Annotated in this window: 18 protein-coding genes; 7 read left to right on the top strand and 11 right to left on the bottom strand. The window is 64.5% G+C overall.

Annotation, left to right across the window (positions count from 1 at the left end; translation table 11 throughout):
- Positions 1-170: 170 nt before the first annotated feature.
- Positions 171-1,307, bottom strand: a complete 1,137-nt coding sequence (locus C8K14_RS12410; protein WP_062786925.1) for a phosphoserine transaminase — start codon at positions 1,305-1,307, stop codon at positions 171-173.
- A gap of 209 nt (positions 1,308-1,516) precedes the next feature.
- On the opposite strand from C8K14_RS12410, the gene C8K14_RS12405 reads away from it, so the two are divergent.
- Together C8K14_RS12405 and C8K14_RS22385 are read left to right on the top strand one after the other, a co-directional pair.
- The gene (locus tag C8K14_RS12405) at positions 1,517-2,212 is read left to right on the top strand and encodes an extensin family protein (RefSeq protein WP_107716886.1); all 696 of its coding nucleotides are present in this window, start codon (positions 1,517-1,519) and stop codon (positions 2,210-2,212) included.
- 118 nt (positions 2,213-2,330) lie between these two features.
- Positions 2,331-2,987: a hypothetical protein gene (locus C8K14_RS22385; protein WP_133726807.1), complete on the top strand. Its 657-nt coding sequence runs from the start codon at positions 2,331-2,333 to the stop codon at positions 2,985-2,987.
- A 385-nt stretch (positions 2,988-3,372) separates the two neighbouring features.
- Here C8K14_RS22385 and C8K14_RS12400 read toward each other — a convergent pair whose 3' ends face one another.
- The 6 genes from C8K14_RS12400 to C8K14_RS12375 all read right to left on the bottom strand — a co-directional run bounded on the left by C8K14_RS12400 (position 3,373) and on the right by C8K14_RS12375 (position 9,385).
- On the bottom strand, positions 3,373-4,032 hold the full coding sequence (locus tag C8K14_RS12400) for a response regulator transcription factor (protein ID WP_233251064.1): 660 nt from the start codon (positions 4,030-4,032) through the stop codon (positions 3,373-3,375).
- 260 nt (positions 4,033-4,292) lie between these two features.
- The gene (locus C8K14_RS12395) at positions 4,293-5,030 is read right to left on the bottom strand and encodes a proteasome-type protease (protein ID WP_022678113.1); all 738 of its coding nucleotides are present in this window, start codon (positions 5,028-5,030) and stop codon (positions 4,293-4,295) included.
- Between the two features lie 106 nt (positions 5,031-5,136).
- Positions 5,137-5,952, bottom strand: a complete 816-nt coding sequence (locus tag C8K14_RS12390) for a transglutaminase family protein (protein WP_107716885.1) — start codon at positions 5,950-5,952, stop codon at positions 5,137-5,139.
- A 19-nt stretch (positions 5,953-5,971) separates the two neighbouring features.
- Positions 5,972-6,919 carry an alpha-E domain-containing protein gene (locus C8K14_RS12385; protein ID WP_107716884.1) on the bottom strand — a complete coding sequence of 316 codons (948 nt, stop codon included), beginning with the start codon at positions 6,917-6,919 and terminating at the stop codon, positions 5,972-5,974.
- A 21-nt stretch (positions 6,920-6,940) separates the two neighbouring features.
- On the bottom strand, positions 6,941-8,374 hold the full coding sequence (locus C8K14_RS12380; protein WP_054132257.1) for a circularly permuted type 2 ATP-grasp protein: 1,434 nt from the start codon (positions 8,372-8,374) through the stop codon (positions 6,941-6,943).
- 222 nt (positions 8,375-8,596) lie between these two features.
- Complete coding sequence (locus C8K14_RS12375; protein ID WP_107716882.1) at positions 8,597-9,385, bottom strand: triacylglycerol lipase; 789 nt, start codon at positions 9,383-9,385, stop codon at positions 8,597-8,599.
- A 142-nt stretch (positions 9,386-9,527) separates the two neighbouring features.
- On the opposite strand from C8K14_RS12375, the gene C8K14_RS12370 reads away from it, so the two are divergent.
- Entirely contained in the window at positions 9,528-10,151 is a 624-nt protein-coding gene (locus tag C8K14_RS12370; RefSeq protein WP_107716924.1) for a glutathione S-transferase family protein, read from the top strand.
- Between the two features lie 328 nt (positions 10,152-10,479).
- Here C8K14_RS12370 and C8K14_RS12365 read toward each other — a convergent pair whose 3' ends face one another.
- The gene (locus tag C8K14_RS12365; RefSeq protein ID WP_158271909.1) at positions 10,480-11,073 is read right to left on the bottom strand and encodes a DUF3617 domain-containing protein; all 594 of its coding nucleotides are present in this window, start codon (positions 11,071-11,073) and stop codon (positions 10,480-10,482) included.
- A 116-nt stretch (positions 11,074-11,189) separates the two neighbouring features.
- Here C8K14_RS12365 and uvrB point away from each other — a divergent pair, with 116 nt between their 5' ends.
- Positions 11,190-13,376 (top strand): excinuclease ABC subunit UvrB, encoded by a 2,187-nt coding sequence (gene uvrB, locus C8K14_RS12360; RefSeq protein WP_107716880.1) that lies wholly within the window; start codon positions 11,190-11,192, stop codon positions 13,374-13,376.
- 125 nt (positions 13,377-13,501) lie between these two features.
- Positions 13,502-14,068, top strand: coding sequence for a hypothetical protein (locus tag C8K14_RS12355; protein WP_062786945.1), 567 nt, complete (start codon positions 13,502-13,504; stop codon positions 14,066-14,068).
- Between the two features lie 4 nt (positions 14,069-14,072).
- On the opposite strand, the gene C8K14_RS12350 is transcribed toward C8K14_RS12355, so the two are convergent.
- The 3 genes from C8K14_RS12350 to C8K14_RS12340 form a co-directional block, all read right to left on the bottom strand.
- On the bottom strand, positions 14,073-14,558 hold the full coding sequence (locus C8K14_RS12350; protein ID WP_062786948.1) for a helix-hairpin-helix domain-containing protein: 486 nt from the start codon (positions 14,556-14,558) through the stop codon (positions 14,073-14,075).
- Positions 14,559-14,728: 170 nt separating this feature from the next.
- Positions 14,729-15,832 carry an acyltransferase gene (locus tag C8K14_RS12345; protein ID WP_107716879.1) on the bottom strand — a complete coding sequence of 368 codons (1,104 nt, stop codon included), beginning with the start codon at positions 15,830-15,832 and terminating at the stop codon, positions 14,729-14,731.
- A gap of 173 nt (positions 15,833-16,005) precedes the next feature.
- Positions 16,006-18,159 carry a malate synthase G gene (locus C8K14_RS12340; RefSeq protein ID WP_233251063.1) on the bottom strand — a complete coding sequence of 718 codons (2,154 nt, stop codon included), beginning with the start codon at positions 18,157-18,159 and terminating at the stop codon, positions 16,006-16,008.
- Between the two features lie 188 nt (positions 18,160-18,347).
- Between C8K14_RS12340 and C8K14_RS12335 the strand changes: the two genes are divergently transcribed.
- Positions 18,348-19,553: a hydrolase gene (locus C8K14_RS12335; protein WP_107716878.1), complete on the top strand. Its 1,206-nt coding sequence runs from the start codon at positions 18,348-18,350 to the stop codon at positions 19,551-19,553.
- 6 nt (positions 19,554-19,559) lie between these two features.
- Complete coding sequence (locus C8K14_RS12330; RefSeq protein ID WP_107716877.1) at positions 19,560-20,597, top strand: arginine N-succinyltransferase; 1,038 nt, start codon at positions 19,560-19,562, stop codon at positions 20,595-20,597.
- Positions 20,598-20,603: the final 6 nt, after the last annotated feature.

The following is a 20,603-nucleotide window of genomic DNA, read 5'->3' as shown; positions in this document are numbered from 1 at the left end:
GACACGGCGCATGCCGGGAATGCCGGCAGGAATGGGGATTGGCTGTTTCATTCTTCCGTCATGCCGACTTGATCCGGCATCCCGCTTCTTGAGCGTAGTGCTGCCGCAAAAGGACAGCGGGACCCCGGATCAAGTCCGGGGTGACGCGAGAATGTTGATCCGCTGGAAAATCAGGCTTCAGCAGTGGCCGTCAGCTGGGCATAGGCCCAGTCGAGCCAGGGGCCGAGCGCCACGATATCGGCGGTGTCCACCGTGGCGCCGCACCAGATGCGCAGGCCAGCGGGGGCATCGCGATAGCCCGCGATATCAAAGGCAGCGCCTTCCTTTTCGAGCAGGCCGGCAAACTTCTTGATGAAGTCAGCGTCAGCGCCTTCGACGGTGAGGCACACCGAGGTGCGCGAGCGGATGCCGCTGTCGACTGCGAGATGGCCGAGCCAGCTGCGTTCGGCAACGATCTTGTCGAGCGCATGGGCGTTGGCCGTGCAGCGCGCCTTGAGGCCATCGAGGCCACCGACCGACTTGGCCCATTCCAGCGCGAAGATCGCGTCTTCCACCGCCAGCATCGAGGGCGTATTGATCGTTTCGCCTTTGAACACGCCTTCGGCAAGCTTGCCCTTGGAAACCAGGCGGAACACCTTGGGCAGCGGCCAGGCAGGGGTGTAGGTTTCGAGACGTTCGACCGCGCGGGGGCCGAGGATCAGCACGCCGTGCGCGCCTTCGCCGCCCAGCACCTTCTGCCACGAGAAGGTCGCCACGTCGATCTTGTCCCACGGAATGTCATAGGCAAAGACCGCACTGGTCGCATCGGCAAAGGTCAGGCCTTCGCGATTGTCAGGGATCCATTCGCCATCGGGCACGCGCACGCCGCTGGTGGTGCCGTTCCAGGTGAACAGCACGTCATCGGCGAAATCGACCTTGGACAGATCAGGCAGCTGGCCGTAATCGGCGCGGAGCACGGTGGGCTCCAGCTTCAATTGCTTGACCGCGTCGGTAACCCAGCCTTCGCCAAAGCTTTCCCAGGCCAGCGTGGTCACGCCGCGGGCGCCCAGCATGGTCCACATCGCCATTTCGAACGCGCCGGTATCGGAACCGGGCACGATACCGATGCGGTGGGTGGCAGGCAGTTGCAGCACGTCGCGCATCAGGTCGATCGCGAGTTGGAGGCGCGCCTTGCCGATCTTGGCACGGTGCGAACGACCCAGCGATTCGGTGGCGAGTTTGTCCAGAGAATACCCCGGCGGCTTGGCGCACGGACCCGAGGAAAAGAAAGGACGCGCCGGCTTTGCGGCGGGAATACCAACAGTCATGTAGACTCTCCTCACAGAGAGCACGCGCGGCGTTGGGACCGCGTGGCCCGGCGCCGCTTCTAAGGACGCCAGCCGGGTTGTCAATCGACCCTGCAAAAAATGCTGCGCCGGCATGCTGCTGCGCGGTTCGTCGCAAAAACTGCGGCAACGCGCATCTGCGGGCTTTCCATTTACCCTGCAGTAACCAAGACTGCGTCAGGCTTAACCTTATGGCACGACGCGTTCTTCTTGCCTGGGCCATGCTGCCGGTGGTTACCCTTGCCGGCTGTGTCGATGCCCCACGCGGCCCGCGCCGGCCCGCCCGCTCGGTTTCGGCGCGCATGGTCTCGCACCCGGTCGTCCAGCCCGTGCCAAGCTCGGTCGCCACGCGCGCCTGCCTGGTTTCGCTGCGCCAGAATGCGATCGGCTATGTGCCGGTGCCCGATCAGTATTACGGCGCCGGATGCAGCACACTGGGCAGCGTGCGCCTGGCCTATCTGCGCAGTGACAGCACGCAACTGGGCCTGGCCAATGCCGGGCCGGTGACGTGCCAACTCGCCAATGCGCTGCAAGGCTGGGCGCGCTTTGGCGTGGACCGCGCCGCACAACAGATTCTGGGCAGCCCGCTGGTCAAGATCGAGACGATGGGCAGCTACAATTGCCGCAACGTGGCCGGCACTGCACGCCGCTCCGCCCACGCCACGGCCAACGCGATCGACATTTCTGGCTTCCTCCTAGCCGATGGCCGCCGCGTGACCGTGCTGCGCGACTGGCGCGACGAAGACCCACAGATCCGCGCCTTCCTGCGCGCCATCCACACCAGCGCGTGCAAGCGCTTCAACACCGTACTCAGCCCCGATTACAACGCGGCGCACCGCGATCACCTGCATCTGGAAGTAGGGAACGGGCGGCCGCTGTGTGGATAAAGGGCGGATTGGGCTTTGTGCTGTTCGGACGGGGCAGTTATTGGGTAGTTTGGGAAGAATACGGCTCTTCGCGACACGGTCCTAATGCGGTGGCCCCTAACCCTGCCAACCAGCTCAGATGAAGCGGGCGCTCTGGCCCTGGATAAAGCGTGGCGCATTTACAATTGCGGCGCTTTTTGCGCTTATCGCAATCAGTTCAGCTCTAGTCCTCTTGTGGAAAAAGCATCGGCTCGCTCAATTCAACCGAACCCACCTGCGGCCGTTGCTATTTGATGCAAGCAATCCGGTGTTGACCGACGCTCACGCCTTGCTGGCGCGATTGCAGAATCCCAAAGCGGCAAGCAGTCTTCAGTTTGCTGCTATGCCGTCGTTCGGCAAGAGATGGTTCGCAATATCGCTTTCTGAGACAGGCCCACGAAGCATTGGAGAAGTGATCATCACAACACCAGCGGGTCAGGTTCTGCGGAAAGATACATTCGTCGTGCCCGGAGACGATTTGGCTTCGTTCCTGCGGCAATGGGATGAGATCACTGATGGGTATTCAGGCGAAGGACGAATTCTTACCGATGGAAATCCATTAGCATTTGAGCGGCGGCGCGATGGGGCAATAAGCTCGGGAGAAGGGAACTCACCCTGTCATTACGACGTGTTAGGCGACTTGGCTGCGCGGGCTTTAGGCCAATATGTGCCAGAGCTTGCCGATCTACGCGATCCAACTCTTCCAGCGATACTGCAAAGCAAACTCTGTAAACGTTCCATTTTTGTGTGGCGCTGACATATACTCCCCCTTTCATTTGCTGAACTCCTAGAATCACGCAGTAAAACGCGTGTGCAGCCAATTCACAAAATGACTGATTTCGCGCAGAGGCGCAGAGGCGCAGAGATTCTAGCTTCTCCGCGCCTCTGCGCCTCTGCGCGACAAAGCTTTTATTGTATTCAGTTCATTGCCTGGCGGCGCGTGACGTCGCAGCGCCCGGCCCGGCATTTTCGTGGCGCGTTTGGGCTAACACGCCCCCTCCGACAGCCCTGCGGGCTGCCACCTCCCCCACGGTGTGGGGGAGGATCTTGGTGGCCTGCAGAATCCAGAAAGGCGGGAGATCACGCTTCCCGCCTTCCTGAAGCCCTCCCTCATGGCCGAATGTCGTGTGTCCGTTCCGGCGTCAGGCGGCGTCGCCCAGGCCGGTCGCCTCGATCCGCAGGCGGACGGCTTCGGCGGCGTGGCGAGCGCCGAGTTTGCCCATCATCTTCATGCGATGGATTTCCACGGTGCGCGGGCTGATATCCAGGTCACGCGCGATGGCCTTGTTGCTGCAGCCTTCCGCCAGACGGTCGAGCACCTCGCGTTCGCGCAGCGAGAGGCGGGCGATGCGCTGGCGTGCCTCCGCCGCGCGGGCGCGTTGTACGCGGTGCGATTCGGCTTCGTGCGCGGCGCGGCTGATCGCCTCGTTGAGCGGACCGATCTGGTTGGGAATCGCCAGGTAATCGAGGGCCCCCGCCTTGATCGTGCGCACCACCGCCCAGGTTTCCGGGGCATTGCCAATGGCGATAACTGGCAGCCAGTGCCCGGCACGCATCATCGCCACGATCAGCGCCGGCACCGCCTCTCCGGGCGGATCGTCATGCGCCAAGAGCAGCCCGGTACTGGGCGCGTGCGCCAGCAACTCGTCCGTACTGCCGTAAATTTCGGCATGATGTCCGGCGGCAAAGGCGAGACGAGCAAGCTGTGCCCGGCGGGCAGAGTCGCTATCGAGGATGTGGAGTGTGACACGTTCGACCATGGTGCCGAAGTAACCACTACGGGCTGCTTCCACGCCACGCATGAATGCTTCGAACTGAACGCTTCCTTCGGACTCAAGACCGGTTAGCTGCCCATATTCCTTAGGGAATTCGGCTCCGAAGCGGAGCCAACTATTTGGCTGAAGATCGCCGAGATATGACAACTTTGTTGACCTGCCCCTGAGTGTCCGCCGCACCCCAAGCGGTGGCGTTTCCCGAGGTTTGTTAATGACATATTGCGTTTCGAAACGTGAATTTTCGTCATTAACGCGGCAGTAATGATCCAGAGTGGCACATTATCCGATTAATCGAACCGATAGTCTGGCAGCTGATGGAACGCGTTGCGCAGCGCCTCGCTCCAACTGGACGAAATCGCGTTGAAATAGGGATCGTCGGCGCGGATGCGGCGCTGGTGCAGCGGCTCGAACTGGTCGCGCGCGATGACCGTCAGATCGAACGGCAAGCCCACCGACAAATTGGCCGCAACGGTCGAATCGAACGAGACCATCAGCAGCTTGACCGCCTGTTCGAAATCCATGCCCTTGTCATAGCCGCGCAGCAGGATCGGCCGGCCATACTTGGTTTCACCGATCTGGAAAAACGGCGTATCGAAGCTCGCCTCGATGAAGTTGCCTTCGGGATAGATCATGAACAGGCGCGGCTCCATGTCCCTGATCTGGCCTGCCACGATCATCGTCGCGGTAAAGCGCGCGCCCTCGCCCTGCACCGGGCCGGACTGGCGCCCCTCGATCACGCCGCGCAACAGGTTGCCGACATGGGTGGCAACCTGGAACATGGTGGGCTCTTCGAGGATCGACGGACGCCGCTCGCTGGGCGCCTTGTTGCGCTCCTCAAGCTGGCTGATCACCGCCTGAGTCGTCGCGAGGTTGCCCGCCGTCATGATCGTGATGACCCGCTCGCCCGGCACCGACCAGGTAAAGCTCTTGCGGAATACCGAAATGTTGTCGACGCCCGAATTGGTGCGGGTGTCGCTCATCAGGACGAGCCCCTTGTCGAGCATCATCCCCACGCAATAGGTCATTGTCCGTCCCCGTCCGGCCGGCGCGCGCCGGCCGGTTCCCCACTATCCTACACCTGCGATGCCTGCCGCAATGCCCTTGGCGGCACCGTGGCCTTCACGCAGGGTCTTATTGTTCCATGCGCTGTTGTTCAACGGCCAGGCTGACATGCATCGCTTCGTCACGCGCGCCATAGCGGATGCCGGTAATCGGCGCGCAGGCGGTGTAATCACAGCCAGTCGCCAGGTGGACATAGCGCGCATCGGGGCAGATCGCGTTGGCGATATCGAAGCCGACCCAGCCCAGTCCCGGCACATGGGCCTGGGCCCAGGCATGGCCGGCATCCTGTTCCACCCGATCGTCCATCATCAGGTAGCCGCTGGCATAGCGCGCGGGAACGCCGAGCAGGCGCGCAGCGGCGATGAACACGTGGGCCTGGTCCTGGCACACCCCGCGCCCGGCGGCGAGCACCTGCTCAGCCGAAGTGGCAACATCGGTGTGCCCGCTTTCATAGGCCACCGCCTCGCGCACCAGGGCACTCAGCGCGTGGAGCCGGGCCAGCACGTCTTCCGCCTCTTCGGGCAGGGCATCGACCAGTGCGCGCACGCGCGGGCCGCCCCGCGTCAATGCGGTCTGCTCGGTAAAATGCCACAGCGGCAGATGGCCGGACTGCTTGCCCATCACTCCGGCATTGTCAGCTGTCTGGACCACGCCCTGGCTGCGAATCACCACCTCGCGCGCGCCGGGCACGAACGAGATCAGCGTAACGCGGTTGCCGTTTTCGTCGTCGTACGACACCTCGGGCCGCGCGCCTTCCAGTTCGATCTCCCAGAACTCTGCGCTTTGCCCGCGGCAGGCCAGCGGGGTGAGGCGCAGGCGTTGCAGCCCGTGGGCCACCGGCGTGGAAAAGGTGTAGCGCGTGGTGTGGCTGATCGCGAGGCGCATGGGCGGCCTTCCCCTTTCCTTATTCGGTAAAGCGATAGTCGCGCTGGATCTGCTGCGCGAGGTGGTTGTTGGCGGCGATGAACTGGCCGATCACCTGGTGGAGCCCGTGCTCGAACACGCCATCGATCGTCTGACTCTTGAGCTGCTCGTGCGTGCGCGCGGCAATCTCGTGCGTTTCCAGCCGATCGCCGTATTCGACCGCCAGCCGATCGAGATAGTCGCGCAACTGGGCATAGCAGAACGCCAGGCTGCGCGGAAAACGCCCGTCGAGCATGAGGAACTCGGCAATGCCGCGCGCCTCCATCCGCCCGGCGTTGAGCCAGCGATAGGCACGGTCCCCGGCCACGGCCCGCAGCACGTTGTCCCACTGCACGTTGTCGAGGCTGGAGCCGACATAGGACAGCGAAGGCAGCAGCACATAGTACTTCACATCGAGCAGGCGCGCGGTGTTGTCTGCCCGCTCGATAAAGCTGCCGGCACGGGCAAAGTAATAGATATCGTTGCGCAGCATCGTGCCTTCCATCGCCCCGCGCACCAGGGTGGACTGGCGGCGAATCAGGTCGAGCACGCCGCCCAGGCGCGTTTCGGTGACAGTGCGGGCCAGTTCCTGCTTGAGGATCATCCAGCTTTCGTTGACCGCCTCCCACACCTCGCGCGTGATGCCGGTGCGAACCATGCGCGCGTTGTGGCGCGCCTGTTCGACCATGCTCAGCACGTTGCCGGGGTTGTCGCGATCGCGCAGGATGAAGTTGAACACGTTGCTGCCGGCATAGTCGCTGCCGAACTTGGCCTGATAGGCCCCCTGCAATCCCAGCGTGACGATGACCGAGCGCCATTCGTCGCTGGCATCGGCGGCGTCGCGGGTCAGCGCCATGCGAAAGCCGGCCTCTACCAGCCGCGCGGTATTTTCCGCGCGTTCGAGATAGCGGAACAGCCAGAAGATGCCGTTGGCGGAACGTCCAAGCATTTTATCGTTTTCCCTTCCGCCTCAATCGTCCAGCACCCAGCTGTCCTTGGTGCCGCCCCCTTGCGACGAATTGACCACCAGCGATCCTTTCTTGAGCGCCACCCGCGTCAGGCCACCAGGCGTGATGTCGATCCCCTGCGGCGAGACCAGCACGAACGGGCGCAGGTCGACATGGCGCGGCGCCAGGCCGGCCTTGGTGAAGATCGGCACGGTAGAGAGCGAAAGCGTCGGCTGGGCGATGTAGTTATCGGGATTGGCGCGCAGCTTTTCGGCAAACATCGCGATTTCGCGCTGCGACGAGGTGGGCCCGATCAGCATGCCGTAGCCGCCCGAGCCATGCACTTCCTTGACCACCAGATCCGCCAGATTGTCGAGCACGTAGGCCAGCGAATCGCTTTCCGAACAGCGCCAGGTGGGCACGTTGGCCAGGATCGGCTTTTCGCCGGTATAGAATTCGATGATCTCGGGCATGAAACTGTAGATCGCCTTGTCATCGGCAATCCCGGTGCCCGGCGCATTGGCGATGGTGATGCCGCCAGCGCGATAGACGTCCATGATCCCCGAAACGCCCAGCACGCTTTCAGGCTTGAACGACAGCGGATCGAGGTAATCGTCGTCGACCCGGCGATAGAGCACGTCGATCGCCTGCCAGCCGCGCGTGGTGCGCATGGCGACGCGGCCGTTCTCCACCTTGAGGTCGCTGCCTTCGACCAGTTCGGCGCCCATCTGGTCCGCCAGGAAGGCGTGCTCGTAATAGGCGCTGTTGAACGTGCCCGGCGTCAGCACCGCCACCACCGGCTTGTGCCCGCTTGCCGCCGGCGGGGCACAGGCAGCCAGGCTGCGTGCCAGGCGGCGGGGATAATCGGAAACCTCGCGCACCCGCACCTTGGTGAACAGTTCGGGGAACATGGCCATCATGGTTTCGCGGTTTTCGAGCATGTAGGACACGCCCGATGGTGTGCGAGCGTTGTCTTCCAGCACCATGAAATCATCTTCGCCAGTGCGGACAAGGTCGATGCCAACGATGTGGGTATAGACGCCGCCCGGCGGGGTAAAACCAGCCATCTGCGGCAGAAAGGCCTTGTTACCCTTGAGCACGCGTTCGGGCAGGCGCCCGGACCGGACGATTTCCTGGCGATGATAGAGATCGTGGAGGAAAGCGTTGAGCGCGCGCACCCGCTGCTCGATGCCCTTCGACAGGCGGCGCCACTGCGCGGCGTTGATGATCCGGGGGACCATGTCGAAGGGGATGAGGCGCTCTTCGGCGTCCTCGTTGCCGTAAACGTTGAAGGTAATCCCGGTCTTGCGGAAAAAGGCTTCGGCTTCGCCCGATTTTCGCCGCAGCAATTCGGGTGGTTGCTCTTTCAGCCACTCGCAATACCCGCTGTAGGCAGGGCGTGTGGAGCCATCGGCTTCAAGCATCTCGTCATAGGACGAGAGCGAGGATTTGGTCATGCAGAACCTCCCGTCTGGCCCATTGCTTGCACACGATTCGGCCGGCCGCAAGCGCCGATGCTGCGCGTGCGAAACAATTGATTCCATCGTGGCGCAGCCCCTTGCACAGGGCGATGTGGCGTGGCAGCATCCGCGCCGCGCCGGTTCGCGCCAGTTTTCGTGCGTTTACTGGCAGGAAAACTGACCAGACCGCCCGAAACGGCGGAATCTGCCCCGACAGACTCAGTAGCGCGCGACGAGATCGACGAGCGTGCGAGCCACCTGCGGATGGGCGGCAAAGCCCAGATGGGTCACGCGCAGCGGCACGACCAGATCGCGCTCGCCCGGCCAGCCGGCCGCGCTGCGCGGCGCGATGATCCCGTCGCGCGGGCTCCACAACGCGATCGTCGGCACCGGGGGCTTGGTGGCGAGATCCTGGGCCATCGGTGCCTCGTCCACGCTGTGGCCCGCAACGATCTGATAGGCGCGCCAGGCATTGTTGGCGCGGCGGTCACCCGAAAACGGTGTGCCCATGGTGATCACCAGGCCGACATGGTCCGGACAGGTCTTGGCCAGTTGGCGCGCAAACAGCCCGCCCAGGCTCCAGCCTACCAGGACCAGCGGCTCGCCCTCGCGCCGGGCCATTGTCTCCACCCGCTCGGCCAGCCGTTCAAAGCGGTCCTCGCTCGATCCGAAATTGAAGCCCAGGCCCCAGTCGCTCACGCGATGGCCCGCGCTTTCCAGTGCAGTGGCCAGCGGCTTCATGCGCACCGGATGCGTGCCGAACCCGGGCAGCAGCATCACCGGCCGGGCATGGCGCGCGGGCGGATAGGAGGGCAGCGGCGCGCCGCGCGCGGCCTGCCAATGGTCGATCGGGGTGGCCAGTTCGCCGATCAGCCGCGGCCAGGCCGGGCCGCGCACGCCCTCGGGCCGGGGCGCAAATGCCAACGCACGCCGCCGCGCCAGGGCAGCACCCAGCGTTTCGAGGTGTGCCCACGCGCTGCGTGGCGGAGAGGAAGGTTGCGTGGCCATGGGAATCACCGGCAAACAGCTATCGGACGCCGGGAAGGAACGCCAGAAAGACGGAATTGTTTCAAATTCATGTCACATTCGCCCGATAGGCAAAGTGGCAGCCATCTTCGCCAGCCCGGCGCGCGCCGTTCAAGGAGGCCCCATGATCACTGTCCACCACCTCAACAATTCGCGCTCGCAACGCGTGCTCTGGCTGCTGGAGGAACTGGGGTTTCCCTACAAGGTGAAGCGCTATGAACGCGACGCCAAGACAATGCTGGCGCCGCCCGAACTGCGCGCGGTCCACCCGCTCGGCAAGTCCCCGGTGATCGAGGATGACGGCCGCATCCTGGCCGAAAGCGGCGCGATCGTGGAATACCTGGTGGACAAGGCCGGCGGACAGTTGGGCGCGCCCGCGGCCGAACAGGATGCGCTGCGCTATCGCATGTTCCTGCATTATGCCGAAGGGTCGCTGATGCCGCCGCTGCTGCTCAAGCTGGTGCTGTCGCGCGTGCCGATCATGGGCAAGATCGCCTTGAAGCGTATCCAGCCGATGATCGACGTGCATCTCGATTTCGTCGAGCGCGAACTGGCCAGCCGGCCCTGGTTTGCCGGCCCCGCCATGACCGCGGCCGACGTGATGATGAGCTTCCCGATCGAGGCCGCCCGCGCCCGTGCCGGCCTTGACCAAACCCGGCCCCACACGATCGCCTGGCTGGACAAGATCCAGGCCCTCCCCGCCTATCGCCGCGCGATCGAAGTGGGCGGGCCTTACGCCTATGATTGAATGCGGCCGGCCGTGTTTCGCCTGAAATGCACACGATAGCACGAAGAGGTAGGTGCAGGTGCGTGGGCTTCGTGGCTTAGTGTGCGAACCAACAGGCCTGATTGGGCGCGATTACGGCAAGAAGCAGGCTACCCCCACCTGCGGCCACGCTGGCGTTTTGCACAAACAGAACAGCTGGCCCCCGGATCAAGTCCGGGGTGACGATAAGTTTTTACTTTATCTATATTTTCTCGTCACCCCGGACTTGATCCGGGGTCCAGCTTGATAACTTGCACCTGGGCTGCCGTCATCGCGCATGCGGCAGCCAGCCACCCGAAATCCCCCTTCCTTAAATCGCCGCGGCCTTTTCATCGGCGTCGGCCTGGGTCTTTTCCTGCGGGGTGCATTCACCCACGCGGTTGGACTGGGTGGCCACGTGCATGCGCATCTGCTTGCCGCCCGGGCCGCTGCCGGTCATGTCCATGTCCATGGTGAAGTGATCGCTGCCATAGCTGCCTTTGAGCGTGATCGTCTGCGTGCTGCCGTTGTGGCCGCAGTTGAGCACGCCGTCGATCTTGCCGTCGGCCATGGTGAAGGTCTTGTAGCGGCAGCTCTTGTCGGCCTGGCCGAAGAAATCGCCATCGGGGCGCGCGGCCTTTTCCTTGGTCAGGCATGACCGCTCGGCGCGGGCATGGCCCATCGCGTCCTTCATGCCCGCCACCATTTCCGGCGGCATGCCGGGCATGTCGATATCGATCGCCTTGACCTGGGTGCTCCAGGCGCCAGGCTGAAACTTCACCCCTGCGCCCGCCACTTTGGCCGCCACTTCACCGGCATCGGCATCCTTGGCCACCACGGCCGGCTCTTTCTTGCAGCCCGGCAGCAGAACAGCCAGGGTCAGCAGGACAGGCCCGAGCAAGGCGGATGGGGTCTTGGCAATCATCGTCACTCTCCCGTTTGGGGACATGACGCTATCACGCTCGCCGGGCCATGGCCATGGCGCGATCGGGCGCTTTGGGGCCGATTGCATCTGGGCCTGGTGTTCCCCATATGTTGCCCATGGCCGAAATCATCATCCGCAGGGGGCTGGAAGAGCCCGATACCTCTGGCAACTTTGTCCCGCACAAGCCGCAGCGGCCTGCAAAGCTGGAGCCGGGCCGCCCGTTCAAGGTGGTGTCGGAATATCAGCCCGCAGGTGACCAGCCGACCGCGATTGCCGACCTGGTGGCCAGCGCGCGCGAGGGCGAGCGCACGCAGGTGCTGCTGGGTGTGACCGGCTCGGGCAAGACGTTCACCATGGCCAAGGTGATCGAGGAATTGCAGCGCCCCGCCCTGATCCTGGCGCCCAACAAGATCCTGGCGGCGCAGCTTTATGGCGAGATGAAGAGCTTTTTCCCCGAAAACGCGGTGGAATATTTCGTCTCGTACTACGATTATTACCAGCCCGAAGCCTATGTGCCGCGCTCCGACACCTACATCGAGAAGGAAAGCTCGGTGAACGAGGCGATCGACCGCATGCGCCACTCGGCCACGCGCGCCTTGCTCGAACGCGACGACGTGATCATCGTCGCCTCGGTCTCGTGCCTCTATGGCATCGGCTCGGTCGAAACCTATTCGGCCATGGTGTTTGACCTCAAGAAAGGCGAAAGCGTTGACCAGGGCGAGATCGTGCGCAAGCTGGTCGCCCTGCAATACAAGCGCAACGACCATGCGTTTCAGCGCGGCACGTTCCGCGTGCGCGGTGACAACCTCGAAATCTTCCCCTCGCACTACGAAGACACCGCCTGGCGCGTGACCTTCTTCGGCGACGAGATCGAGGAGATTGCCGAGTTCGATCCCCTTACCGGCAAGGCCGATACGCGCCTTTCCCAGGTGCGGGTCTATGCCAATTCGCACCACGTCACGCCCGGCCCCACGCTGATGCAGGCGCGCGAGGCGATCAAGTTCGAACTGGCCGAGCGACTCAAGGAGCTTCATGCCGAGGGCAAGCTGCTCGAGGCGCAGCGGCTGGAACAGCGCACCCATTTCGACCTGGAAATGATGGCTGCCACCGGTTCGTGCGCGGGGATCGAGAACTATTCCCGCTTCCTCACCGGCCGCCTGCCGGGCGAGCCGCCGCCAACCCTGTTCGAATACCTGCCCGACAACGCGCTGCTATTCGTGGACGAAAGCCACCAGACCGTGCCGCAGATCGGCGCGATGGCGCGCGGGGACCATCGCCGCAAGATGACCCTGGCCGAATACGGCTTTCGCCTGCCCAGTTGCATCGACAACCGCCCGCTGCGCTTCAACGAATGGGAGGCGATGCGCCCGCAGACCTTCGCCGTTTCGGCAACGCCGGGCAATTGGGAGATGGAACAGGCCGGCGGCGTGTTTGCCGAGCAGGTCATCCGCCCGACCGGGCTGATCGATCCGCCAGTGCTCATCCGCCCGGTGGAAGACCAGGTGCAGGACTGCATCAACGAATGCCGCCTCACAGCCCAGAACGGCTATCGCACGCTGGTGACCACGCTGACCAAGCGCATGGCCGAAGACCTGACCGAGTTCATGCACGAGGCGGGCCTGCGCGTGCGCTACATGCATTCCGACGTCGAGACGCTGGAGCGCATCGAGCTGATCCGCGACCTTCGTCTGGGCGTTTATGACGTGCTGGTGGGCATCAACCTGCTGCGCGAAGGCCTCGATATTCCCGAATGCGGGCTGGTGTGCATTCTCGATGCCGACAAGGAAGGCTTCCTGCGTTCGGAAACCTCGCTGATCCAGACTATCGGCCGCGCCGCGCGCAACGTCGATGGGCGCGTGATCCTCTATGCCGATCGCATGACCGGGAGCATGGAGCGCGCGATCGCCGAAACCGATCGTCGCCGCGAAAAGCAGAACGCCTATAACGAGTTGCACGGGATCACCCCGGCCACGATCAAGCGCCAGATCGCCGATATCATCGCCGATACTGCCAGCCGCGACGGCGTGCTGGTGGACCTGGACGACGACAGCACCAACAACCTCGTCGGCCACAACCTGCGCAGCCACATCGAAGACCTGGAAAAGCGCATGCGCAATGCCGCAGCCGACCTGGAATTCGAAGAAGCCGGCCGCCTGCGCGACGAAATCCGCCGCCTGGAATCGACCGAGCTTGGCCTGCCCGAAGGCGATCGCAAGGCACCCGTGGTCGGCCGCAGCAACGAAGGCAAGCCCGGCACCCGCAAGACACGCTACGGCAAATCACAGAAGAAGTGGGGGAAGTGAGCGGCTGCTAACACGCCCTGGACGGAGTTCGATCCTCCCTCCGCAAAGCGGGGGGAGGTGGCGGCCGCAGGCCGTCGGAGGGGGGATGGTTGCTCACGGTGCGCATTCACGATAGCATCCGCGCCATGACCATGCGCCGTTGCATTTCGCTGCTCGCCCTGTCCATCCTCGCCGCCTGCTCGCAGCAAGCCCCGGCCCCGCAGGACAGCGGCACCCCGCTCAACGCCGTGCGCGTGCCTTTGCCGGAAAGCCAGCCTTTGCCGACGGCCCCGGCGGGTAATGACAAGCCGGTCTGGGCCGGCGCGCCGGGTGGAGACAGCGTGCGTTTCGGCACGCCAGGGGCGGGGCCAGATCTTTCGCTATCGTGCCGTCAGGGGGTTCTGGTGGTAACCCGGCATGTCCCGGCCGAAGTGGGCGCGCAGGCGCTGTTTGCCCTGCAGGGACGCAAGCGCATCGTGCGCCTGGCAGTGGATGCCACTTCGGTGCCGGGTTCGCCGGGCTATCTGTGGCAGGGCAGCCTGCCGGCGGGCGATCCGGCGGCCGAGGTGTTCGACGGGCCGTTTACCGGCACCCTGCCCGATGCCGGCAAGATCAGCGTGCCGGGCAGCGATCTGGTGCGCGCGCTGATCCGCCGCTGTGGCGCGCGCCCGGCCACGGGGGCGACACTGGCCGCGCCCCAGGCCCAGGAATGAAGCTTTAGAGCTTCCCGAACTTGTCCTCATAGGCAGCGGTATCGCCGCTGCTCAGCAGCTTGGCCTGCTCTACCCAATTGTCGCGCGTGGGGCGGCCGGCAAAAGCGCCAAGCTGCGCATCGATGCGGGCCACGTCCTCGTCGGTCCAGGCGGCAATCTGCGCAAACTGCGTCACACCCAGGCTGGCCAGTAGCGTCTTGAGCTTGGGCCCCAGGCCCTTGATGCGAGTGAGGTCATCACCATCGGCAGCCGCCAGGGCATCGGCCGGGGGCGCAGTGGGTGGCGGCGGCACCGGAATGGCCGCAGCGGGCGGCGTATCGATCAGCGCGGTATTGCGCTGCGCAGGCGCCGCGCCTTCAGACAGGACATCATTGAATTCGCGGCGTTCGGGTGCCTTGCCGCCCCGGCGCAGCAGGAGGAACGCCACCACCAGCAGCAGCGCTACGGCGCCTGCCACCAGTTGCCAGTTGGCCTCGATCAGTTGCAGCATCGTCTAAAGTTCCATGTCGTTCATCTGACCACAAAGATCAGAAAGGCGATTCGCCATGCGGGCAAAACCGCGCCCGCCCGATGGGATCGCTGCATGACGAAGCATGCACGGCTGCGCAAGACACTTGCAGGGATCATGGCGCGCGGCACACTTGCGCGCCTGGGCAGCGTTCAGCCCCGGACGGTGCCGCCCTGGCCGTGCTTGCGCCGCTCACGCATGCCATCGACACGACGCCCCAGGGCAATCATCGGCTTTTCGATGAAGCGGTGGGTAACATCGCTGAGCAAGAGCGACCCGACGGTGACCCCGGCAAAGCCGACGACCAACCCAGCGGGTACGCCAACGGCGGCAACCAACCGGGGTTGCAGCAGGAACAGGGCGTTAAGAAACAGGAAGTGCACCAGATAGACACTGAAGCTGATCCGCCCGATCCAGGTAAACAGCGGGGATTCGATGAACGCGGGGCGTGCCAAGGCGCTGACCAGGACCAGGCTCGCGAAAACCAGATCCGCCAGAAGCGCATTGGAAGTAGCCTTGGTCAACGCCATGGCCGGCACGGCCAGCAACAGCACCCAGAACAAGGCCCGCCAATTGATGGCGAAACGCTTTTGCAACGCAGGTTCGATCAAGGCGACGGCACAGCCGCTGGCAAATGCCGGCAGGTGCACAAGAAAGAAATAGGACGCGAAAATCGCAGCATCGGTGCCTTCCCCTGGCCCCCAGCGATCAAGCACGAGGCGCACGACCATTGCCAGCGGATAGGAAAACGCAGCCAGAGCAAGGAAGACCTTGCGGTTGCTCATCGTGGCGAACAGCAACGGGAACAGCACGTAGAACATGGCCTCTGCACCAATGCTCCACCCGCGGGGGACCACGTAATTGATCGATGACGGAAACCACCCGTGGATGAACAGCAGCGTGGTGATCACCTGAAACGCATTGGGCCGCGCGGCGTAATGGAATTCACCCAGCGCGCCGAGCGCGATATACACCGCGCCAGCCAGATAAAATATCGGAGCTATGCGGAAAAATCGCCTGGTGAAAAACTGCGCAACATCCATTCCGCGGCCGAAATAAACCTTGGTCAGGGTATATCCGCTCACCACAAAAAAGAGCTGAACGCCTCGTTTGCCAAAATCAAAAAACTGAAGAATGCGATGAGGCAATTCAGGAAATGCTTGGGATACGTGGACAATAATCACCAACAGGATGGCAATTGCCCGCAATCCGTCAAGATAGAGAAACTTTTCTTGACGCGCACTTGTCCCGTTCATCACTGCCCCACCCACAATTTGCCCGAGAAATTTTCGTCGCCAAGGTATGCTGCAGTGCAACCATGGACCACGATCGGGCTTTATGCAAGTTTGCCGGATGCACCGTCAGGATGGGCTGGCGCAGCGCGCGGCAAGGCATCTGCCCCGCCACGCGCCGCGTCATACTGTCGTTCTCAGGCCGGCTCGGCCACCAGAACCGCCGCCTTCTTGCGACGGCGCCAGGCGTGGAGCAGCGGCTCGGTATAGCCGCTGGGCTGGGCCACGCCCTGGAACACCAGGTCGCATGCGGCGCGGAAGGCAAAGCTCGTGTCCCAGTTGCCCGTCATCGGCTCATAGGCCGGATCCCCCGCATTCTGGGCATCGACCTTGGCCGCCATGCGCTGCAGCGCATCCATCACCTGCTCTTGCGTGCAGACCCCGTGCAGCAGCCAGTTGGCCAGGTGCTGGCTGGAAATGCGCAAAGTGGCGCGGTCTTCCATCAAGCCGACATCGTCGATGTCGGGCACCTTGGAACAGCCCACGCCCTGGTCGATCCAGCGCACGACATAGCCGAGCAACCCTTGCGCGTTGTTGTCCAGCTCGGCGCGGATTTCCTCTTCCGACCAGTTGGCGCCATCGGCCAGTGGGATCGCCAGCAAGGCATCGAGCGCCGGAATGGGCCGCGCGGCAATCTCGGGGCGGAGGCCGAACACATCCACCTGGTGATAATGCGTGGCGTGCAGCGTCGCCGCCGTGGGCGAAGGTACCCAGGCGGTGTTGGCGCCTGTGCGCGGATGGGCGATTTTTTCGACAACCATGGCGCGCATGCGATCGGGCGCAGCCCACATGCCCTTGCCGATCTGCGCCTTGCCAGACAGGCCGCAGGCGAGCCCAATGCCGACATTGCGCGCTTCATAGGCGGCGATCCAGCCGGCCTGCTTCATCGCGCCCTTGCGGATCATCGGGCCGGCCTGCATCGCGGTGTGGATCTCATCACCCGTGCGATCGAGGAAACCGGTGTTGATGAACACCACGCGATCCTTCACGGCAGCGATGCAGGCCGCCAGGTTAGCGCTGGTGCGGCGCTCCTCGTCCATCACACCCACCTTCACGGTATGGCGCGGCAGGCTGAGCAGATCTTCCACGGCATCGAACAGGTCATTGGCAAAGGCCACTTCGTCAGGCCCGTGCATCTTGGGCTTGACGATATAGATCGCGCCCTGGCGGCTGTTGCGGTGCTGACCCAGGCGCATCACATCGTGCATGGCGATGGCGCTGGTGATCACCGCATCCATGATGCCCTCGGGAATTTCCGATCCATCGGGCAGCAGGATGGCAGGGTTGGTCATCAGATGGCCAACGTTGCGCACGAACAGCAGGCTGCGCCCCGGCAGGGCAAAGGCGGTGCCATCCGGCGCGGTCCAATCGCGATCGGGTTCCAGCGCGCGGTGCATGGTCTGGCCGCCCTTGGCGAATCGTGCGGTCAGATCGCCGCGCATCAGGCCGAGCCAGTGACGATAGGCCACCAGCTTGTCCTCGGCATCGACCGCCGCGATCGAATCCTCCAGATCGACAATCGTGGTCAGCGCCGCTTCCAGCACGATATCGGCAAGGCCAGCCGCATCGGTGGCGCCGACCGGATGGGCGCGGTCGAGCACCAGTTCGATGTGCAAACCGTTGTGGCGGAACAGCAGGCCGCCCGGCTTGTGCCCAGCCCATTGTGCCGGATCAGCCAGGGCGGGCACGCCCTGCCCATCCCAATCGGCCCACGCCCCCTGCGCCAGCGGCAGCGTGGCGTCCAGAAAAGCGCGCCCCGCCGCGATCACCGCCGCGCCGCGCGCCGCGTCATAGCCACCCGGCCGGGCGGGCGCGGCATCCAATGCGTCGGTGCCATACCAGGCATCATACAGGCTGCCCCAGCGCGCGTTGGCGGCGTTGAGCAGGAAGCGATCGTTGAGCACGGGAACGACGAGTTGCGGCCCAGCCATGGTAGCGATTTCAGGATCGACGTCCTGCGTGCCCACGGCAAAGGGCGCAGGTTCGGGCACGATATAGCCGATCTCTTCCAGAAAGGCGCGATAGGCAGCAGGATCATGCGGCTGGCCCCGGCGCGCCACGTGCCAGGCATCGATCGCGGCCTGGATCGTCTCGCGCGTTTCCAGAAGCGCGCGGTTTACCGGGGTGAAACGCGCCACCAACCCGGCAAAACCCGCCCAAAACGCCCCGGCATCCAGCCCCAGCGGCGCCAGCACGTCGTTTTCCAGGAATGCGGCCAGCGCGGCATCCACCTGCAACCCGTCCCGCGTGATACGGGGGCGCAGGTCGGCAATTTCGGTAAACTCACCCATGGTCATCTGCCTTTGTCATCAAAACGGGCATGGCAATGCCGGCCATCGAACCGCATCCCTATCGGATACCGGATCTGTGCCGACCTGCCTATTGAACCTGGGGAGGAACACCCCCGTTCTGCCCGATTCGCACCGGCTTGGCAACAGGGGTTCACCCGGCCTGCGCGAACGGCTAGGTGTGGTTTCCGATGCAACAGCTTTCCGCCACCGAGCAGGCCCTGCTCGCCCCGATCGACGGCGCCCCCCTGCTCGACCAGGTTCTGGCATGGAGCGCGATCAACACCGGCACGCGCCATCTTGCCGGCCTTGCCCGCCAGGCCGCGCTCCTGGCCGATGCCTTTGCCGCGCTGCCCGGCACGGTGGAACTGGTGGCGCCGGCCCCCGTGGAAACCGTGGCCGCCGATGGCACCGTGGGCCAGCTTGACCACGGCGCCCACCTGCTGGTGCGGGTACGGCCCGATGCGCCCCGGCGCTATCTGCTGACCGGGCACATGGACACCGTGTTCCCGCCAGGCGATCCGTTCCAGACCACGACTTGGCTCGACGACACCACGCTGGGCGGGCCGGGCGTGGCCGACATGAAAGGCGGCATCGCCGTGCTGCTCGCCGCCCTCAGCGCGTTCGAGCGCAGTGCGGTGGCGCGCCAGGTCGGCTATGACGTGCTGATCAATTCCGACGAGGAAACCGGCAGCCTGTCATCCGCGACGCTGATCGCCCAGGTTGCAGCCGGCAAGGCCGCGGCGCTGACCTATGAACCATCGGCCCTGCCCGATGGCACGCTGGCGGGCGCGCGGGCAGGCAGCGGCAACTATGCCGCCGTCATCACCGGCCGGTCCGCCCATGCCGGGCGCAACCCCGATGACGGGCGCAACGCCATCGTCGCGGCGGCAGACCTGGCGCTGCGGCTCAAGGCCCTGCACCGCCCCGGCCTGTCGGTGAACCCGGCGCGGATCGACGGTGGCAGCGCCAACAACGTGGTGCCCGACAAGGCCGTGCTGCGCTGGAACATCCGCCCTGGGGCCGAGGCCGATGCACAAGGATTTGCCGTGGCGCTGGGCCAAGCCGTGACAGAGATCGAGCGCGCACACGATGTGACGATCCACGTGCATGGCGGGATCAGCCGCCCGCCCAAGCCACTGACCGAACCGGCGCTGGCGCTGTTCACGCTGGTGCGCGACTGCGGTGCGGCGCTGGGGCAGCCGATCGCCTGGAAGGACACCGGCGGCGTCTGCGATGGCAACAACATCGCCGCACTGGGCGTGCCGGTGGTGGATACGATGGGGGTGCGCGGCGGATCAATCCATTCGCCGCACGAATTCCTGATCGTGCCCTCGCTGGCAGAGCGCGCGGCGCTGTCGGCACTGGTGCTGCATCGGCTTTCCGGGGGAGAATAGCGCACCATGACGTTTCGCATTCGCGCCGCCCGCCCCACCGATGTGGAGGCCATGTACGAGATGGCCAAGCTCGGCGGCAGTGGCTTTACCAACCTGCCAGCTGATCGCGCCACCTTGCGCGCCAAGCTGGAGCGCGCCGCCGCCTGCCTGGCCGACCCGCGCGAAAGCCTGCCCGACGGGCCGGGCGATGAGCTGTTCGTGGTGGTGCTGGAAAACGTGGCGACCGGCGAACTGCGCGGCACGGCGCAGATCTTTGCCTGCGTCGGGCGCGGCGGGCCGTTCTATTCCTATCGCCTCACCACGCTGACCCAGCACTCGAAGGAACTGAACCGCACGTTCCGCGCCGAGATGCTGCATCTTGCCACCGATCTGGAAGGATCGAGCGAAGTGGGTGGGCTGTTCCTCCATCCCGCCGAGCGCGCCGGCGGGCTGGGCATGCTGCTGGCGCGCAGCCGCTATCTGTTCATCGCCATGCACCGCGCCCGCTTTGCTCCGCGCATCCTGGCCGAACTGCGCGGCGTGATCGACGAGCGCGGCGGATCGGCGTTCTGGGACGCGGTGGGCGGCAAGTTCTTTGGCATGGGCTTTCAGGAAGCCGATCATTTCAACGCTTTGAACGGCAACCAGTTCATCGCCGACCTGATGCCCAAGCACCCGGTCTATGTGGCGATGCTGCCGGAAAGCGCGCGCACGGCCATCGGCATGCCGCATCTCAACGGCCGGCCGGCCATGCGGATGCTGGAGGCAGAAGGGTTCGCCTATGAAGGCTATGTCGACATTTTCGACGGGGGCCCGACGATGACCGCCCGCACCGACCAGGTACGCTCCATCGCCGGGGCCAAGGCGGAAACCGTGGCCCACATCGCCGCTCCCGAAGGCCATGGCCCGGTGCGCCGCGTGCTGGCCGCCACCGGCCGCCTCGCCACGTTCCGCTGCACGCTGGGCGAAGTGACGCAAGGCGCCGATGGCCTGGTGATCGATCCTGTCGCCGCCGCCGCGCTGGATGTGCGGCCCGGTGACACTGTGTGGCATGTGGACCGCTGAAGAACG

This window comes from Novosphingobium sp. GV079 (assembly GCF_003058045.1).
In the GTDB taxonomy this organism is placed as follows: Bacteria; Pseudomonadota; Alphaproteobacteria; order Sphingomonadales; family Sphingomonadaceae; genus Novosphingobium; species Novosphingobium capsulatum.
This window is presented reverse-complemented; position numbering and strand designations above follow the sequence as displayed.

What these genes read in the sequence shown, in the direction of transcription:
- C8K14_RS12405 (WP_107716886.1), top strand. Translation starts at nt 1,517, where the DNA reads ATGGCACGACGCGTTCTTCTTGCCTGGGCCATGCTGCCGGTGGTTACC.
- C8K14_RS12375 (WP_107716882.1), bottom strand. Translation starts at nt 9,385, where the DNA reads ATGGCCACGCAACCTTCCTCTCCGCCACGCAGCGCGTGGGCACACCTC.
- C8K14_RS22385 (WP_133726807.1), top strand. Translation starts at nt 2,331, where the DNA reads ATGAAGCGGGCGCTCTGGCCCTGGATAAAGCGTGGCGCATTTACAATT.
- C8K14_RS12330 (WP_107716877.1), top strand. Translation starts at nt 19,560, where the DNA reads ATGACGTTTCGCATTCGCGCCGCCCGCCCCACCGATGTGGAGGCCATG.
- C8K14_RS12380 (WP_054132257.1), bottom strand. Translation starts at nt 8,374, where the DNA reads ATGACCAAATCCTCGCTCTCGTCCTATGACGAGATGCTTGAAGCCGAT.
- C8K14_RS12355 (WP_062786945.1), top strand. Translation starts at nt 13,502, where the DNA reads ATGACCATGCGCCGTTGCATTTCGCTGCTCGCCCTGTCCATCCTCGCC.
- C8K14_RS12395 (WP_022678113.1), bottom strand. Translation starts at nt 5,030, where the DNA reads ATGACCTATTGCGTGGGGATGATGCTCGACAAGGGGCTCGTCCTGATG.
- C8K14_RS12345 (WP_107716879.1), bottom strand. Translation starts at nt 15,832, where the DNA reads ATGAACGGGACAAGTGCGCGTCAAGAAAAGTTTCTCTATCTTGACGGA.
- C8K14_RS12390 (WP_107716885.1), bottom strand. Translation starts at nt 5,952, where the DNA reads ATGCGCCTCGCGATCAGCCACACCACGCGCTACACCTTTTCCACGCCG.
- C8K14_RS12410 (WP_062786925.1), bottom strand. Translation starts at nt 1,307, where the DNA reads ATGACTGTTGGTATTCCCGCCGCAAAGCCGGCGCGTCCTTTCTTTTCC.
- C8K14_RS12400 (WP_233251064.1), bottom strand. Translation starts at nt 4,032, where the DNA reads ATGCGTGGCGTGGAAGCAGCCCGTAGTGGTTACTTCGGCACCATGGTC.
- C8K14_RS12350 (WP_062786948.1), bottom strand. Translation starts at nt 14,558, where the DNA reads ATGCTGCAACTGATCGAGGCCAACTGGCAACTGGTGGCAGGCGCCGTA.
- C8K14_RS12340 (WP_233251063.1), bottom strand. Translation starts at nt 18,159, where the DNA reads ATGGGTGAGTTTACCGAAATTGCCGACCTGCGCCCCCGTATCACGCGG.
- uvrB (WP_107716880.1), top strand. Translation starts at nt 11,190, where the DNA reads ATGGCCGAAATCATCATCCGCAGGGGGCTGGAAGAGCCCGATACCTCT.
- C8K14_RS12385 (WP_107716884.1), bottom strand. Translation starts at nt 6,919, where the DNA reads ATGCTTGGACGTTCCGCCAACGGCATCTTCTGGCTGTTCCGCTATCTC.
- C8K14_RS12335 (WP_107716878.1), top strand. Translation starts at nt 18,348, where the DNA reads ATGCAACAGCTTTCCGCCACCGAGCAGGCCCTGCTCGCCCCGATCGAC.
- C8K14_RS12365 (WP_158271909.1), bottom strand. Translation starts at nt 11,073, where the DNA reads ATGATTGCCAAGACCCCATCCGCCTTGCTCGGGCCTGTCCTGCTGACC.
- C8K14_RS12370 (WP_107716924.1), top strand. Translation starts at nt 9,528, where the DNA reads ATGATCACTGTCCACCACCTCAACAATTCGCGCTCGCAACGCGTGCTC.